16 protein-coding genes and 3 tRNA genes are annotated in these 15,580 nt (G+C 65.6%); 14 read left to right on the top strand and 5 right to left on the bottom strand.

The window, feature by feature from the left end; translation table 11 throughout:
* Positions 1–11: 11 nt before the first annotated feature.
* The 4 genes from E3T50_RS15900 to E3T50_RS15885 all read right to left on the bottom strand — a co-directional run bounded on the left by E3T50_RS15900 (position 12) and on the right by E3T50_RS15885 (position 1,481).
* Entirely contained in the window at positions 12–941 is a 930-nt protein-coding gene (locus tag E3T50_RS15900) for an aldo/keto reductase (RefSeq protein WP_134553353.1), read from the bottom strand.
* Positions 942–1,092: 151 nt separating this feature from the next.
* Positions 1,093–1,168, bottom strand: a tRNA-Phe gene (locus tag E3T50_RS15895).
* Between the two features lie 68 nt (positions 1,169–1,236).
* Positions 1,237–1,310 (bottom strand) — tRNA-Asp (locus E3T50_RS15890).
* Between the two features lie 98 nt (positions 1,311–1,408).
* Positions 1,409–1,481: transfer RNA gene (locus E3T50_RS15885), tRNA-Glu, on the bottom strand.
* Between the two features lie 257 nt (positions 1,482–1,738).
* Here E3T50_RS15885 and E3T50_RS15880 point away from each other — a divergent pair.
* Positions 1,739–3,130: a peptidoglycan DD-metalloendopeptidase family protein gene (locus E3T50_RS15880; RefSeq protein WP_241990974.1), complete on the top strand. Its 1,392-nt coding sequence runs from the start codon at positions 1,739–1,741 to the stop codon at positions 3,128–3,130.
* Positions 3,123–4,610: a C40 family peptidase gene (locus E3T50_RS15875; protein WP_134553351.1), complete on the top strand. Its 1,488-nt coding sequence runs from the start codon at positions 3,123–3,125 to the stop codon at positions 4,608–4,610. The genes E3T50_RS15880 and E3T50_RS15875 overlap by 8 nt, the downstream gene beginning before the upstream one ends.
* A gap of 58 nt (positions 4,611–4,668) precedes the next feature.
* Here E3T50_RS15875 and ppa read toward each other — a convergent pair whose 3' ends face one another.
* Positions 4,669–5,160 carry an inorganic diphosphatase gene (gene ppa, locus E3T50_RS15870; RefSeq protein WP_134464679.1) on the bottom strand — a complete coding sequence of 164 codons (492 nt, stop codon included), beginning with the start codon at positions 5,158–5,160 and terminating at the stop codon, positions 4,669–4,671.
* A gap of 45 nt (positions 5,161–5,205) precedes the next feature.
* Here ppa and tilS point away from each other — a divergent pair, with 45 nt between their 5' ends.
* The 12 genes from tilS to panC all read left to right on the top strand — a co-directional run bounded on the left by tilS (position 5,206) and on the right by panC (position 15,553).
* Positions 5,206–6,180 (top strand): tRNA lysidine(34) synthetase TilS, encoded by a 975-nt coding sequence (tilS, locus tag E3T50_RS15865; RefSeq protein ID WP_134553349.1) that lies wholly within the window; start codon positions 5,206–5,208, stop codon positions 6,178–6,180.
* A gap of 28 nt (positions 6,181–6,208) precedes the next feature.
* The gene (hpt, locus tag E3T50_RS15860; RefSeq protein ID WP_134464683.1) at positions 6,209–6,781 is read left to right on the top strand and encodes a hypoxanthine phosphoribosyltransferase; all 573 of its coding nucleotides are present in this window, start codon (positions 6,209–6,211) and stop codon (positions 6,779–6,781) included.
* An 82-nt stretch (positions 6,782–6,863) separates the two neighbouring features.
* Complete coding sequence (gene ftsH, locus E3T50_RS15855; protein WP_134553347.1) at positions 6,864–8,873, top strand: ATP-dependent zinc metalloprotease FtsH; 2,010 nt, start codon at positions 6,864–6,866, stop codon at positions 8,871–8,873.
* Between the two features lie 6 nt (positions 8,874–8,879).
* Entirely contained in the window at positions 8,880–9,449 is a 570-nt protein-coding gene (gene folE / locus E3T50_RS15850) for a GTP cyclohydrolase I FolE (protein ID WP_134553345.1), read from the top strand.
* Positions 9,446–10,303, top strand: a complete 858-nt coding sequence (gene folP / locus E3T50_RS15845; protein ID WP_134553343.1) for a dihydropteroate synthase — start codon at positions 9,446–9,448, stop codon at positions 10,301–10,303. Before folE ends, folP begins: the two co-directional genes overlap by 4 nt.
* Positions 10,296–10,658, top strand: coding sequence for a dihydroneopterin aldolase (folB, locus tag E3T50_RS15840; RefSeq protein ID WP_134464691.1), 363 nt, complete (start codon positions 10,296–10,298; stop codon positions 10,656–10,658). The genes folP and folB overlap by 8 nt, the downstream gene beginning before the upstream one ends.
* Positions 10,655–11,200 (top strand): 2-amino-4-hydroxy-6-hydroxymethyldihydropteridine diphosphokinase, encoded by a 546-nt coding sequence (gene folK, locus E3T50_RS15835; protein ID WP_134553341.1) that lies wholly within the window; start codon positions 10,655–10,657, stop codon positions 11,198–11,200. The genes folB and folK overlap by 4 nt, the downstream gene beginning before the upstream one ends.
* The gene (locus tag E3T50_RS15830) at positions 11,197–11,667 is read left to right on the top strand and encodes a DUF3180 domain-containing protein (protein WP_134553339.1); all 471 of its coding nucleotides are present in this window, start codon (positions 11,197–11,199) and stop codon (positions 11,665–11,667) included. Before folK ends, E3T50_RS15830 begins: the two co-directional genes overlap by 4 nt.
* The gene (locus E3T50_RS15825; RefSeq protein WP_338145372.1) at positions 11,660–12,250 is read left to right on the top strand and encodes a PH domain-containing protein; all 591 of its coding nucleotides are present in this window, start codon (positions 11,660–11,662) and stop codon (positions 12,248–12,250) included. Before E3T50_RS15830 ends, E3T50_RS15825 begins: the two co-directional genes overlap by 8 nt.
* The gene (locus tag E3T50_RS15820) at positions 12,247–13,926 is read left to right on the top strand and encodes a PH domain-containing protein (protein ID WP_134553335.1); all 1,680 of its coding nucleotides are present in this window, start codon (positions 12,247–12,249) and stop codon (positions 13,924–13,926) included. Before E3T50_RS15825 ends, E3T50_RS15820 begins: the two co-directional genes overlap by 4 nt.
* A complete protein-coding gene (locus E3T50_RS15815) occupies positions 13,923–14,684 on the top strand; it encodes a Rossmann-like and DUF2520 domain-containing protein (protein WP_134553333.1) in 762 nt (253 codons plus the stop codon). Before E3T50_RS15820 ends, E3T50_RS15815 begins: the two co-directional genes overlap by 4 nt.
* Positions 14,681–15,553 carry a pantoate--beta-alanine ligase gene (panC, locus tag E3T50_RS15810; protein ID WP_134553331.1) on the top strand — a complete coding sequence of 291 codons (873 nt, stop codon included), beginning with the start codon at positions 14,681–14,683 and terminating at the stop codon, positions 15,551–15,553. The genes E3T50_RS15815 and panC overlap by 4 nt, the downstream gene beginning before the upstream one ends.
* Positions 15,554–15,580 lie beyond the last annotated feature (27 nt).

Here is a 15,580-nt window from a genome sequence, read left to right as displayed (position 1 = left end):
CTGGGGCCTCACTACGGCAAGATATGTCCGGCGGCGGTGAAGAGTCGATACCATTCTTCCCTGGTGAGGGGAATGTCAGACCCCGCGGCCGATTCGAGAAGGTGTCGCACGCTGGTCGTCCCGAGCACTACCTGCATGTGGGCAGGATGACGAGTAATCCAGGCTACGGCGATGGCAGCCGCGGGAGCATCGTAGGTTCGCGCGAGGTCATCGATGACATCGTTCAACGCAGCGTAGTTTTCTCGATCGTTCAGAAAAATGCCGTCGAAGAATCCCTTCTGAAAGGGTGACCACGCCTGAAGTGTGATGTTGTTGAGCCGGCAATAGTCGAGAATGCCGTTGTCCCGGTCGATGGACTGGTCGAGGCCGGCCATGTTGGCCGAAACTCCGGCGGCGATCAGCGGCGCATGCGTGATGCTCAATTGCACCTGGTTGACGATGAGCGGCTGCGCCACCGAATGCTTCAGCAACTCGACCTGCCCGGGAGTGTGATTCGAGACGCCGAAATTGCGCACTTTTCCCGCATCGTGCAAAATGTTGAAGGCCGCGGCCACCTCGTCGGGTTCCACCAGTGCGTCCGGGCGGTGCAGCAGCAGCAGGTCGAGATAGTCGGTCTTCAAGGCCTTGAGCGATTCGTCGACCGACCGAAGAATGTGCTCCTTGGAGAAGTCCCAGAAGCCCGATCGAATGCCGACCTTCGACTGCAGGGCGACACGTGCCCGCTCCTCCGGTGAAAACGTCACCGCGTCGCCGAAACGTCGCTCGCACTCGTGGGGTTCGCTGCCGTACACGTCGGCGTGATCGAAAAAGTTTATGCCGACGTCTCGGGATGCTCCAACCAGGGACTGGATCTCCTGATTGGTGAGAGGCACGATCCGCATCAGCCCGAGAACTATATTCGAAACTTCGAAGTGTGTATTCGGTAACGTCATTGTCTTCATGCACCCAGTCTGGGTGTAGACGGGCAAAAACAACAATATGTACTGGTGGTCCCTGATTTACCCAGCGCTCGCAGGCAGCGTGCGAGGGCGAAACGGAGCCTCGAAACGGGCATAAAAAAGCCACTCCCCAGTTCTTCCTGAGGAGTGGCGGTGGTGGCCCCGACCGGCGTCGATCCGGTGACCTTTCGATTTTCAGTCGAACGCTCTACCAACTGAGCTACAGGGCCCCAAAGATGCGTCAAAACGCTTCTTCTAAGGAAAAAAGCCCTTCCTTTCGAAAGGGCTAGTGCCTTTGCGACCCTGACCGGACTTGAACCGGCGACCTCCGCCGTGACAGGGCGGCGCGCTAACCAACTGCGCTACAGGGCCTCGATGTAAAACTGTGAAGCTGTGTGCGAGGCACGTGGTAAGACTATTCTATTTTTTTGTTACTTTTTCATTTACTCTACGTACACGTGCTGTTTGCGTAGCCCCAACGGGATTCGAACCCGTGTTAACGCCGTGAAAGGGCGCCGTCCTAGGCCGCTAAACGATGGGGCCGTGAGCCATAAGGTTCATGGCTGCCGAAAAGTAAGCATACGGTCTTGTGGGGCGAAGGCCAAATCGACGCGCGGAACATCTGCCCAAATGGAAGGGGCTTTGCGATCGTGGTTCGCACCGCGCCCGCAAATATGCGGGCCACGCTGCACTTGGCGGGTTAGATTCGGCAGGAAGACTGGGCGAATGGCGCCCAACTTGTTACTGTGAAGAATCTGCTCCGGCGCACGTCGCGACTGCTTTAAGCCTGTTGGGAAACAATGATTCGTACTAAAACCGTGATCGGCCGTGGGGCTTTCGTGCCCGCCCGCCGCTCACGTATTGCCAATCGCTGGCCACGACACACCCTGGCGCTGACCAGCATCCTGGCGGCTATGACCCTTCTGCTGACCCTCGTGAACCCGGTCGCTCCGGCGCAGGCCCTCGAATACCCCTCGTGGCAAGACCTGCAGAATGCCAAGGCGAACACGGTCTCGGCCGCCGCGCAGGTGTCCGCTATCGAGAATCTCATCGCCGGCCTGCAGGCGCAGGAGCAAGAGACCCGGGCCGCCGCCGAGAAGAGCGCCAACGAACTCGAAGTTGCCCAGCAAGAGTTCGACGACGCCGCCCGCCGCGCCGCAGACATTCAGACGCAGGCAGACGCCAGCAAGGCCACAGCGGAAGCCGCCACCACGCAGGCCGGCCAGCTCGCCGCTCAGCTCTACCGCACCGGCGGAACCGACCTCAGCGTGAACCTGTTTCTCGAAGGCGAGGGTGACGGCGCCGATGCCGACCTGCTGCTGGCGAAATTGGGCAATATGAGCAAGCTGGTCGAGCGCAGTGCCGACGTCTACGAATCGGCGCAGACCGCCACGAACAATGCCCAGTCACTCAGTGATCAGGCCAAGGTCGCCCAGGCCGAACGTGAAACCCTGCGCGTCGCCGCCGAGCTGGCGCTGTCCGCGGCTCAGGCTGCGGCTCAGGCCGCAGCGAACGCCCTCGCCGAGTCCGAAGCCAAGAGCGTTGAACTGGAGCAGCAGCTGCAGTTCATGCGCGATGCCCAGGCCACGACGACGGCCGGGTACGAAGCCGGTGTCGCGGAACGTGCTCGACTTGAAGCCGTTCGGGTTGCCGCTGAAGCAGCGGCCAGAGCGGCAGCGGTACGGGCGGCCGCTGCCGCAGCTGAAGCAGCAGCCGCGAGCTCCGGTGGCTCCGGGGTGTCCGGTAGCTCTGCCGGGTCGGTGAGCATGTCTGGTTGGAGCGTTCCGGCCAGCGGGCGCATCACCGGCGGCTACGGCCCCCGGTCGACCATTTGCGGCAGTAGCGGCCAGTGCAGCGGAAGTTTCCACTACGCCACCGACCTCGGAACCGGATGTGGCGCACCGCTCTATGCTGCCCGCGCCGGCGTCGTCACCTGGGCCGGCGCTCTCGGCACATACGGCAACTTCGTGAAGATCAGCCACGGCGACAACGTTTCGACCGGCTACGCCCACATCGAGGACGGCGGCTACAACGTACGCGTCGGCCAGTCGGTGTCCGCCGGGCAGCTCATCGCCAGCTCCGGTGACACCGGAGCCGCCCAGGGGTGCCACCTGCACTTCGAAGTGTGGATTGGTGGAAACCGTATCAATCCGGTTCCATTCATGGCCGATCGGGGAGCATCACTTGGCTAAGAACACCTCAGATTCCACGTCCGCGAGTGCACGAGTGCACGCGACGTCGAAACGGCTGCTCTCCGCCGTGGCCATCGGCGCGGTCTCGGCGGTCACAGCATCCGTTGCCGCCGCCGGCGGCGCGGCCTTTGCTGCGCCGGACTACCCAAGCTGGAACGACGTTGAAAAGGCAAAGCAGAACGAGTTGACCAAGCAGGCCGAAATCGCGACTCTCGGCGAATTGCTCGACGGTCTGGCAACCCGAGCCGCGAAGGCCGTGACGACCGCGCAGATTGCGGCCGAGGCATACCGAGTGACGCAGGACGCCCTGGACGCCGCCACCACGCGCGAATCCAGCCTCGGTAAACAGGCGGAAGCGGCCCAAGCCACGGCGGCGATATCGAAGATGCGCGCCGGCCTGATCGCCGCGCACCTCGCAAAATCTGGCGCCAATGGTCTGTCGCTCAACCTGTTTCTGAACGGTAACAGCGCAGACGACCTGCTGGGCCAGCTCGGCACCGCCAGCAAACTCAGCGAGCAATCCGAGCGGATCTACACCGAGGCCGTGCAAGACAAGAACGCGGCCGAATCCCTCGGCCAGCAGGCCGCATCGGCGACCACGGAACGGGAGCGTCTCGCCAACGAGTCCAAGACCACCTTTGAGGCGGCCGCTGCCAGTTCCATCGCCGCGCAGACGGCATACGACACCCAGCAGCGCAGGTCGAGCGAGTTGTTCGAACAGCTGGCACTGCTCAAAGACACCACGGTCGAGGCCGAACGCAGCCTTCACGCCGCCGAGGAGGCGGCCGCTGCGGCCCGCGCGTTCGCCCAGGCGCAGGCCTCAGCTGCCGCGGTAGCGGAGGCCGCAGCGGCGCGAGCCCCGCGTGCCCCCGTTGGCTCCGGTTCCGCTTCGCGTTCCGGATCAGGCTTCGGTCTCGGGCAGCCCGCCCCAGTAGGGCAGCCCGCTACGGTCGTGCCGGCCGCCCCGGTCGTGCCGGCCGTCGGCGTCGTGCCGCCCGCCCCGGTCGTGCCCGCCGCCCCGATCACGCCGCCCGCCCGTGTCGTGCCGGTTACACCCGCCGCCGCACTGCCGCCAACCGCGCTGGCTCCCGCGCCCACTGCGAGCATCGTTGACACCGCGCTCACGTTCGCCCGCGCTCAGCTCGGTGACCGCTACGTCCTCGGTGGCTCCGGCCCCGACTCCTGGGACTGCTCCGGTCTGACCAAGGCTGCCTACGCAGCGGCTGGTGTGTACATCGGCTCCCACTCGGCCACGAACCAGTACAACACCATGGCTCAGCAGGGCACCCTTGTCTCCTTCGCCCAGGTGCAGGTGGGCGACCTGGTGTTTTGGGGCAGCCCGGGCAACTACTATCACGTAGCGATTTACGCGGGCGACGGTCAGATTCTCGAAGCCCCGAACCCGTCGGCCAGCGTGCGCGTGCACAGCATCTGGTCGTCCTGGGCCGTCGCGCCCTACGTCGGCCGCCCAGCCGCTTAACTCAAGAACGGGCTTCTGCCGCCGGGTTATCGGTGGCAGAAGCCCGTTCTGGTAGGGGCTAGTGGCCCTCTTCGGCCAGTTTCGCGATGCCGTCGACCACGATCTGGTTGGCTTCAGCGGCGTCGCCCCAGCCTTCGGTCTTGACCCACTTGCCCGGTTCGAGGTCTTTATAGTGCTCGAAGAAGTGCTCGATTTCCTTGCGGGTGTACTCCGGAATGTCGAGGACGTCCTGAATGTGGTCCCAGCGCGGGTCTCCGGCCGGAACGGCGATGACCTTGGCGTCTGAGCCGCCATCATCGGTCATGTTGAACACGCCGACGGGGCGCACGGAGACACCCACGCCCGGAAAGAGCGGGTAGTCGAGCAGCACGAGAACGTCGACGGGGTCGCCGTCGAGGCCGAGCGTGTTCTCGAAATAGCCGTAGTCGGTGGGGTACATAAAGCTGGTGTACAGCACGCGGTCGAGATAGACCCGACCGGTTTCGTGGTCTACCTCATACTTGTTGCGGCTCCCACGGGGGATTTCGATGACTGCGTCGTATTCGGCCATGGCCTTGTTTCTCCCTTGATCTAAGTCTGCGGATAACGTTACTGGATGGAATCCACCTGCCGCCCGCGCCTAACCCCGGCCATCGCCGATATTCGCCGGGCCGTGCGCACGCTGCTGCCAGCCGAGGGGCTCGTTCTGGTTGGCCTCAGCGGCGGAGCCGATTCGCTTGCACTCGCCGCCGCGACCGCCTTCGAAGCCGCACGCGCTGGTCTCGGGGCCGGAGCGGTCATCATCGACCACAACCTGCAAGACGGGTCAGCGGATGTCGCGGCGAGGGCTGCCGAGATAGCCCGCCAGCTCGGCCTCGACCCGGTACTCGTGATGAGCGTGACGGTCGACCGGGACGGAACCGGGCCGGAGGCCGAAGCGCGCACCGCTCGCTATGCGGCGTTCGACGATGCCCTCGAGCACAGCGGGGCGGGCGGCGTGCTGCTCGGGCACACCCTCGATGATCAGGCCGAAACCGTGCTGCTCGGCTTGGCCCGCGGTTCGGGACCGACGAGCCTTCGGGGCATGGCGGCGCGAACCGGGCCGATTCTGCGACCGTTGCTCGGTATCCGTCGGGTGACCACCCGACAATTCTGCGTTGATGCGGGCCTCGACGCGTGGACCGACCCCCAGAATTTCGACCCGCGCTATGCCCGGGTGCGGGTGCGGGAAACGGTGTTGCCGCTGTTGGAGAATGAGCTCGGTCCCGGCATCGGGGTAGCGCTCGCCCGCACCGCCGAGGCCCTGCGCGAGGATTCCGACGCGCTCGACGAGTTGGCGCACATCGCGCTGCACAAGCACTGGGCGAATGGTGAGATCACGGCCGTCGCGCTCGCTGCGCAACCCGCCGCGGTGCGGCAGCGCATGATTCGCTTCGGAGTCGAAGAGCACTGCGGGGTATGGCTGAATCGCGGGCAGACCCTGGCCGTGGCGGCGCTCGTGACGGATTGGCACGGACAGGGGGTGCTCAGTCTGCCAGGCATTAGAGTTGTACGTCAGGACGGAGTGTTAATCTTTTCCGTGCCCGCGTAAACCTGAAGAAATGGACTGCACCCTTCATATGGAACCTCGCGACATTGACGGCGACCTCACCGAGATCCTGATCAGCGAGGAGCAGATCCGAGCTCGCCTGGCCGAAATGTCACGCCAGATCGAGATCGACTACGCCGACACCGATCTGCTGCTGGTCGGCGTGCTCAAGGGCGCGGTTATGGTCATGGCCGATCTGGCCCGTGAACTGCACCATCCGGTCACCATGGACTGGATGGCCGTCAGCTCCTACGGCTCCGGCACACAGTCGAGCGGCGTCGTGCGCATTCTAAAAGACCTCGACACCGACCTGTCCGGCCGCAACGTGCTCATCGTCGAGGACATCATCGACTCTGGGCTGACCCTGTCGTGGCTGCTGGCAAACCTGAAAACTCGTGGCCCGGCATCCATTGAGATCTGCGCTTTGCTGCGCAAGCCGGATGCGGCGCGCGTCGACATCGACGTGAAATACGTCGGTTTCAACATTCCGAACAAGTTCGTCGTTGGCTACGGCCTGGACTACGGCGAGAAGTATCGCAACCTGCGCTCGGTGGGCATTCTGGCCCCCCACGTGTACTCCGGCGTCGCCGCAGCCGCTTTCTAGGCTGAGCCCGCGCACCAACCGGGTTTTCCTTTGGGCGAACACACGGCATTCCCTTGTAATCGAGCGCTAGCCTGAGGTCACCATGAACGTCAAGAAGCTACTACGCGGCCCAATTCTCTACATTGTGCTCGCCGTCATCGCCGTCTGGGTGGGGTCAAGCCTCATCACCATGTCCGGCTTTCGTGAAGTCAGCACCCAAGAGGGTCTCGGCTATCTGAAATCGGGCAACGTCGCAGAGGCCACCATCGTCGACGGCGAGCAGCGCGTCGACCTCACGCTGACCAAGGCCAGCGGCGACCTCGGCACCCAGGTGCAGTTCTACTACGTCGCCCCGCGTGGCCAAGAGATCATCACCGCAGTGAGCGCGGCAAACCCGAAGGACGGGTTCACCGACGAGGTGCCCCAGCCCAACTGGGTGCTCACCGTTCTGAGCTTCTTGCTTCCCGTATTGCTGATCGGTGCCTTCTTCTGGCTCATGATCTCGATGCAGGGCGGTGGCAGCAAGGTGATGAAGTTCGGCAAGTCCAAGGCCAAGCTCGTTTCCAAGGAGAGCCCGCAGGTTACTTTCGCTGACGTCGCCGGCGCCGACGAGGCCATCGAAGAGCTCGAAGAAATCAAGGACTTTCTGAAGGAGCCGGCCAAGTTTCAGGCGGTTGGCGCCCGAATCCCGAAGGGCGTGCTGCTGTACGGACCTCCCGGAACCGGTAAAACGCTGCTGGCCCGCGCGGTGGCCGGCGAGGCCAACGTGCCGTTCTACGCCATCAGCGGTTCGGACTTCGTCGAAATGTTCGTCGGCGTCGGTGCCAGTCGCGTGCGTGACCTCTTTAGTCAGGCCAAGGACAACGCGCCCGCCATCATTTTCATCGACGAGATCGACGCCGTCGGTCGCCACCGCGGTGCCGGCATGGGCGGCGGTCACGACGAACGCGAGCAGACCCTCAACCAGCTTCTGGTCGAGATGGACGGCTTCGACGTGAAAGCCAACGTCATTCTCATCGCCGCCACCAACCGCCCCGACATTCTCGACCCCGCGCTGCTTCGCCCGGGCCGATTCGACCGTCAGATCGGCGTCGACGCGCCCGATATGCTCGGCCGCAAGCGCATCCTCGAGGTGCACTCCAAGGGCAAGCCGATGGCAGAGGGCGTTGACCTCGAAGTGCTCGCCCGTAAGACGCCCGGATTTACCGGCGCCGACCTGGCCAACGTACTCAACGAAGCCGCACTGCTCACCGCCCGGTCCAACGCCCAGCTCATTGACAACCGTGCCCTTGACGAGGCCGTCGACCGGGTCATGGCGGGACCGCAACGACGCACGCGTGTCATGCGCGACAAGGAAAAGCTCATCACCGCGTACCACGAGGGAGGACACGCCCTCGTCGCCACCGCGATGAATTTCACCGACCCGGTCACCAAGATCACGATTCTTCCGCGCGGCCGGGCCCTCGGCTACACGATGGTCATGCCCCTCGAAGACCGGTACTCGGTCACGCGTAACGAACTGCTCGACCAGTTGGCCTATGCCATGGGCGGCCGTGTCGCCGAAGAAATCATTTTTCACGACCCGACCAGTGGTGCCTCCAACGACATCGAGAAAGCCACGGCGACCGCCCGCAAGATGGTGACCGAGTTCGGCATGAGCAGCGTCGTCGGTCCGCTCAAGCTCGGCCAGGGCTCGGGCGAGGTTTTTCTCGGGCGCGACATGGGTCACCAGCGTGACTATTCGGAGCGGGTCGCCGAGAGCGTCGACCGCGAGGTGCGCCAACTACTTGAAGACGCCCACGACGAGGCCTATGAGGTTCTCATCAAGAACCGCGTGATTCTTGACCAGCTCGCTTCGGCCCTGCTCGAGCATGAAACGCTTGATCAGACCGCCCTCGCCGAGATCTTCGCCAATGTCGAGCAGCTGCCGCCCCGCCCGCAGTGGCTCTCCAGCGACAAGCGCCCCGTCTCGGACGTGCCGCCGATCGCGATGCCCGCCCCGAAGGCCCCCATCGACGGCGACGCCGTCGACGGCGGCATCTCCAGCGGAGACGCACTCCACGCCAAACCAAAACGCGCGCCGGCTCTCAACCCCCGCCCCGCGACCGCCTAGGCGCTCGTGGCAGTGGACAGGGCGCGCATCAGGGTGGCCGTCTCGGAGATTCTCGCCGCAATCGGTGAGGATCCCGAGCGGGCCGGCTTGGAGAGCACCCCACGACGGGTAGCGGATGCCTACGCCGAGTTCTTCATCGGCCTCGACCAAAATCCGCAAGACCTGCTGCAGGACTTCGTTCCGGTCGCAGGCAGTACCGGCGAACTCGTGCTGCTGCGCGATATCTCCTTTCGCTCGATCTGTGAACACCACCTGCTGCCGTTTCTCGGCACGGCCCACGTGGCGTATCTACCACGGGATCGCGTCGTCGGCCTCGGGCGGCTGCCCTCCGTGGTGGAGACCATCGCCGCCCGGCCGCAGCTGCAGGAACGTCTCACCGAGGAGATCGCTGACGCCCTGCAGGAGGGCCTCGACCCGCTCGGCGTGCTCGTAGTGCTCGACGCCGTGCACGGCTGCGTCGGCACCCGTGGCCCGCGCCAGGCCGCGAGTTCTACCGTGACCATGGCGTCCCGCGGCACCCTGATGGAGCCGACGGCCCGCGCCGAGATCATTGCGTTGATTTCGGCTGGCGGGTGACCCTCATCATGGGTGTGCTCAATGTCACCCCCGACTCCTTCAGCGATGGCGGACAGTGGGCGTCAACGGATGCCGCCATCGAGCACGGACTGCTGCTGCACGCCCAGGGCGCTGACCTGATCGATGTGGGCGGCGAGTCCACCCGGCCCGGCGCCACCCGTGTCGCGCCGGAACACGAGCAGCGCCGAATCCTGCCGGTGGTCACAGAGCTCGCCAGTCAGGGGCTGCGACTGAGCATCGACACGCTCAACGCCGCGACCGCCTTCGCCGCCGCGAAAGCGGGTGCGAGCATCATCAACGATGTGTCGGGCGGGCTCGCGGACCCCGGCATGGCCGCCGTCGCCGCCGAAACCGGCCTTACTTATGTCGCCATGCACTGGCGCGCTCATGCCCAGCAGATGGACGCTCTCGCCGACTACGGTGATGTCGTCACCGATGTCATCGCCGAACTCAGCGCCCGCGTCGACGCCTTGACCGACGCCGGAGTGGCCAGGGAGCACATCGTGCTCGACCCCGGTCTCGGATTCTCCAAGAGGGCCGAACACAACTGGCAGCTCATCAACAGGCTCGACGCCTTCGCAGAACTGGGCCTCCCGGTCATGGTCGGCGCATCGCGCAAACGTTTTCTCGCCGGTGTGCTGCCGGTCGACGCGCCCGTGCTGGGTCGTGACCTGCCGACGGCGGTGGTCAGCGTGCTGGCTGCCCAGGCCGGAGCCTGGGCAGTCCGGGTGCACGACGTGGCCGGGACGCGCACGGCCCTCAACGTGCTCGCCAGCGTCCGCCAGCCGACGCCCCCGGGTGCAAGGCAGGTGCCGGGCGCCGCGTCGCGTCCGCCACAATGGACCCATGACTGATTCGATCACCCTCACCGGCCTGCGGGTGAACGCCCACCACGGCGTCTACGACTTTGAGAAAGAAAACGGTCAGGACTTCGTCATCGACGTAACCGTCTGGCTCGACCTGCTCCAGGCGGCCGCGAGCGATGACGTGACCCAGACCATCCACTACGGCACCCTCGCCGAGGAGGTCACCGACGCGGTGGCGCACAACCCGGTCGATCTCATCGAAACCGTTGCCGAACGCATCGCGAAGGTCGTGTTGGCCCACCCGCCAGCGCTGCGCGTGCAGGTCACGGTGCACAAACCACAGGCTCCGATTTCGGTTCCGTTCACCGACGTCGCCGTGCAGATCACCCGGTCGCGGCCATGACCGGTCGCAGTGAACGCGTCGTTCTCGCCCTCGGCAGCAACCTCGGTGACCGGGCGGCCACGCTGGCCGACGCCGTGCACGATCTCGCCGGCCTGGCCGGTGCCACGCTGGTGGCCGTCTCGCCCGTCTACGAATCCGCCGCCGTGAAACTCGACGGTGTCGACGAGAGCGCTCCGCGGTACCTCAACGCGGTGCTGACCATCGACTACAGCGGTGACCCGTACGCCCTGCTCGACGCCGTCAACGCCATCGAGGCGGAGCACGGCCGGGTGCGCGCCGAGCGCTGGGGAGACCGCACACTCGATATCGACGTCATCGTGTTCGGACAACGAAGCGTCGACGACGCCCGCCTCACCCTGCCGCACCCACGCGCGGCGGAACGTGACTTCGTACTGGTGCCCTGGCTCGATCTCGACGCGCAGGCTGTCATCCCCGGCCGTGGGCTGGTGCGCAACCTGCTCGTCGCGACCGGCAACACCGTGCGCCGGGCAGCGGATGCCGCCGCCCTCGACCCGGCACCGGCCCCCGGAGGCGGGCGATGAAGCGCTCTCACGCGACCGGATTGCTCGCCGTTCTGCTGATCGGCCTCGTGATCGGCTTTCTCCTCGAGATCGCCTTCGCGGCGTCCGGGGCGCCGATGGTCGTTCCGCCGGCGACCCTGCCATTGACGCTGATTCTGCTGGCCGCCGTCGTCGTGAGCCTGGCCTGGCAGGTGCGCCAGGGCAGCCGCCGCAAGGCACTGCGCCGGATCGACCCGTTCTGGGCCATGCGCGTTGCTGTGCTGTCGAAGGCGACCTCGCTGTCGGCCTCGTTGCTGCTCGGGATCGCTTTCGGTATCGTGCTGTACATTCTCACCCGATCGGTAGTTCCCGCCGTCACGTCGTTATGGCTCGCGATCGGCACGGCCCTGGGGGCGGCCCTCATGCTCACGGCCGGTCTCGTAGCCGAAAACTTCTGCACCTTGCCGCCCGACGATGACACCGACGAGCCCGGAGGTACGCGTGCCTGATCGCGAAGTACCCGAAAGGAACCCCGCCGTTCCCAAGCACGTGCCCGAATCACTCGAACCGTCTGCATCACCCGAACCGTCTGCATCACCCGAACCGTCTGAGCGCCTCGACCTGACCGAGGCGGGGGAGTGGAAGGGCGTCTCCCCGAAGTATGTGGTGGTGGAGATCGTCGGCACCATCGTGAACGCTGTCGTCGTCTGCGGCGGTGCGAGCCTGCTCTGGCTTCTGCTCGACCAGACCTGGGCGATGTGGGTTGGCATCTTGGTGCTGGTCATATCGATCATCAACCTCGTGTTCGAACCGCGGCGTGTGCGTGCCATCGGCTATCTGCTGCGGGGCGATGACCTGCTCTTTCGTCGCGGCATCCTCTTTCAACGTTTCGTTGCGGTGCCCTACGGGCGCATGCAGCTCATCGACATCACCCGCGGCCCGGTCGCCCGGTGGCTCGGCCTGGCCGATCTCAAGTTCGTGACCGCCGCGGCGACCGCTGGGGTGTCCATTCCCGGGCTGGCCGAGGGTGACGCCGAGAGCTTGCGCGACCGGCTGGTAGAGCTCGCGGAGAGTCGCCGGGCGGGGCTGTGAGCGAGCCCGTTGCTTCGGTTCCGGCGCCCCTCGCGGTGCCGCGAACCGATCTCACCGACGGTGAATGGCATCGCCTGCACCCGGCGACACCGCTGCTGCGTGGCGGTATCTTCATGGTCGCGATCATCGGCTTCATTTTCGCCAACCTGCGCGAACGACTCATCGACCTGTTCATCGGTCAGGAGAACCACGGCGGCGATCCGATCGACGAGATCTACCAACGCGGCGCCACCGGCTGGGCGCTGCTGATCATCGCCGGCGTGCTCATCGTCATTCTCGTCGTGTTCTACCTTTCCTGGCGCACGCACACCTTTCGCGTGAACGGCGAAATCGTTGAAGTGCGCAGCGGTCTCATCTTTCGCAGCAATCGAAAGGCCAGGCTCGACCGGGTGCAGGGCGTCAACCTGGCTCGGCCGTTGTTTCCCCGCCTGTTCGGTGCCGCCCGGCTCGAGATCACCGTCGCCGGGCAGGACGGCAACGTGCAGCTGGCCTACCTGGGATCGAAACTAGCGGATGACCTGCGCCGCGACATCCTGCATCTCGCCTCGGGTCTGCGGCAGGCCAGGCAGCCCGCCGATACGCCCGACGTTCTCGCACCAACGCCAGGGGATGACGCCGCACCGGCCCCGCTTGGCGACAGCGCAGCACCAACGATTATCGGGCCGCCCACCGCTCACTCGGCCCTCGGCGACTTCGCAACCGCGCGCTACAACGAGTTTCGGGCCCCAGACCTGGATCCGGAGGCCGCGCCGCCGGAGTCGGTCGTGCGCATTCCGCCGGGGCGGCTGATCGGGTCGGTCGTGCTCAGCGGCTTCACCGTCTTTCTACTCCTGGCCGCGATCGGACTCATCGTCAGCGTGATCGCCGGAAGCAGCGGCTGGGTGCTCGTAGCCGTGCTACCGGGCCTCATCGGCAGCGTCGGCTACTACTTCTCCCGCGTCACCAAGACGTTGCGGTTCAGCATCGCGGGAACAAGCGATGGCGTACGCATCGGCTTCGGTCTGCTCTCGACCAGCAGCCAGACCCTGCCGCCGGGGCGCATCCACGCCATCGAGGTGTCGCAGCCCATTCTCTGGCGCCGGTTCGGCTGGTGGCAGATCAGCATCAACACGGCCAGTCAAGCCTCCGGCCGTAGCTCTACCACCCCGACCAGCTCCATCATCCTGCCGGTCGGCTCCCTCGCCGACGTCGCAAAAGTGCTGGAACTGGTCCTACCCGGGTTTGAAACCGACACCCATCGGGCCCTGGTTGAAAACGGCATGCTCGGCGGTCGCAGGAGGGACGCCGGCGTCGCCGATTTCTACAGCAATGCCCCAGCGCGGGCGGTCTGGCTGCGCCCCTTCTCGTGGTGGCGCACCGGCTGGGCGGTCTCGGGCAACGTCGCTCTCATCCGCCGCGGTGTGCTCGCGCGCGACCTGATCCTCGTGCCCCTGGCCCGCATGCAGGGCGTGCGCATCAGCCAGGGGCCCGTGCGCCGAAGGCTACGCCTCGCCTCCGCGGACCTGCTCACGGTGGCCGGGCCCGTCACCGCGTCCCTGCGCGTCATCGACGTAGACGAAGCTGTGGTTCTCTTGAAGTGGATGTCCACGGGCGCGGTGCGATCGGCGCTCGCCGACACCAGCCACCAGTGGAGCCGGACCGAAGCGACACCACCTACCAAGGGAGCGACCGAATGAATGCCAAACCGGGACGTCTCGGCGTCGGAATTATCGGCGCCGGCCACGTTGGCCCCATTCTCGGCGCCGCCCTGGCCGGTGCCGGCCACGCGATCGTCGGCATCTCTGCGATCTCGCAGGCCAGCCGTGACCGCGCCGAAGCCATTTTGCCGCTCGTGCCGATTCTGACCGTGTCCGAGGTGGTCGAACGCAGCGAACTGGTCATTATCGCGGTGCCTGACGCCCAACTGGAGAGCCTGATCCAGGGCCTCGCCGCGACGAACACCTGGCAGCCTGGCCAACTCGTGCTGCACACCTCCGCCCGGTACGGCATCGCCGTGCTCGCTCCGGCGCAGGCCGCCGGGGCGATCCCACTCGCCATTCACCCGGCAATGGCGTTCACCGGCACGAGCCTTGACCTGGCCAGGCTCGCCGACAGCTATTTCGCGGTGACCGCTCCCGGCCCGGTATTGCCCATCGGGCAGGCGCTCGCCGTGGAGATGGGCGGCGAACCGCTCATCGTCGCCGAAGGCGACCGCGCCAGCTACGCCGAAGCCATCCAGATCGCCTCCGCCTTCTCCATCTCGATCGTCGAGCAGGCCACGAGTCTGCTTGCCAAAATTGGCCTCGAGCATCCGGGAGCTATTCTGGGACCGCTGTTGCACTCCGCGATGGAAAACGCCCTCGGACGCACGGGCCCCGAACGCCTGGACCTGGCCGGGTTCGATGAGATCGAGCCACGCCAGCATCCGCTTGACGACGATCGGTCGCGCGAATGAGGATGCCAGAAGTTATCAGCACCATTGCGCAGCTGCATGACCGGCTGGGGCAGGCCCGCGATCGCGCTGCGCTGACCGGCGGTGACACCCGCATCGTGCTCGTGCCGACCATGGGCGCCCTGCACGCCGGTCACCTCGCGCTGGTGCGCCGGGCGCACGCCCTGGGCGACATCGTGGTGGTATCGATTTTCGTGAATCCGCTGCAGTTCGGAGCTGGCGAAGACCTCGACAGCTATCCACGCACCCGCGACGCCGATCTCGCTGCCCTCGCGATCGAGAACGTGGCGTTCGTGTTTGCGCCCAGCGCTCGGGAAATGTATCCGAGAGGCGCGAGCGACACCCGGGTCAGCGCCGGTACAGTCGGCTCCCTGTACGAGGGTGCCGCGCGGCCCGGCCACTTCGACGGCATGCTCACGGTCGTGGCAAAACTGCTGAATATCGTCACGCCGGATGCCGCGGTGTTCGGTCAAAAAGATGGCCAACAGGCCTTTCTGGTGCGGCGCATGGTCGCCGATCTTGACGTGCGCACCGTCATCGAGGTCGTCGACACTGTGCGCGAACCGAGCGGGCTGGCCCTCTCGAGCCGCAACCGCTATCTCGACGAGCAGCAGCACACGGCAGCCGAGGCGCTGTTCTCCGCCCTCACTGCGGCCGCCCGGAACGCGCAGGCCGGCCCTGCGGCCGCGCTGTCCGCGGCACGCGCGCGCATTGCCGCCCAACCGCTGGTTAAACTGGACTATCTCGTGATCGTGCACCCGCAGACGCTTTTGGCAGTGCACGACGACTATCGCGGGCCGGCTCGGATGCTCGTGGCCGCGTGGGTCGGCACCACCAGACTGATCGACAACGCATCGCTGAGCCTCGGCTGAGCGCAGCATCCGCTTCTTGTGAACTGA

This window comes from Cryobacterium gelidum (genome assembly GCF_004403985.1).
Lineage (GTDB): Bacteria > Actinomycetota > Actinomycetes > Actinomycetales > Microbacteriaceae > Cryobacterium > Cryobacterium gelidum.
This window is presented reverse-complemented; position numbering and strand designations above follow the sequence as displayed.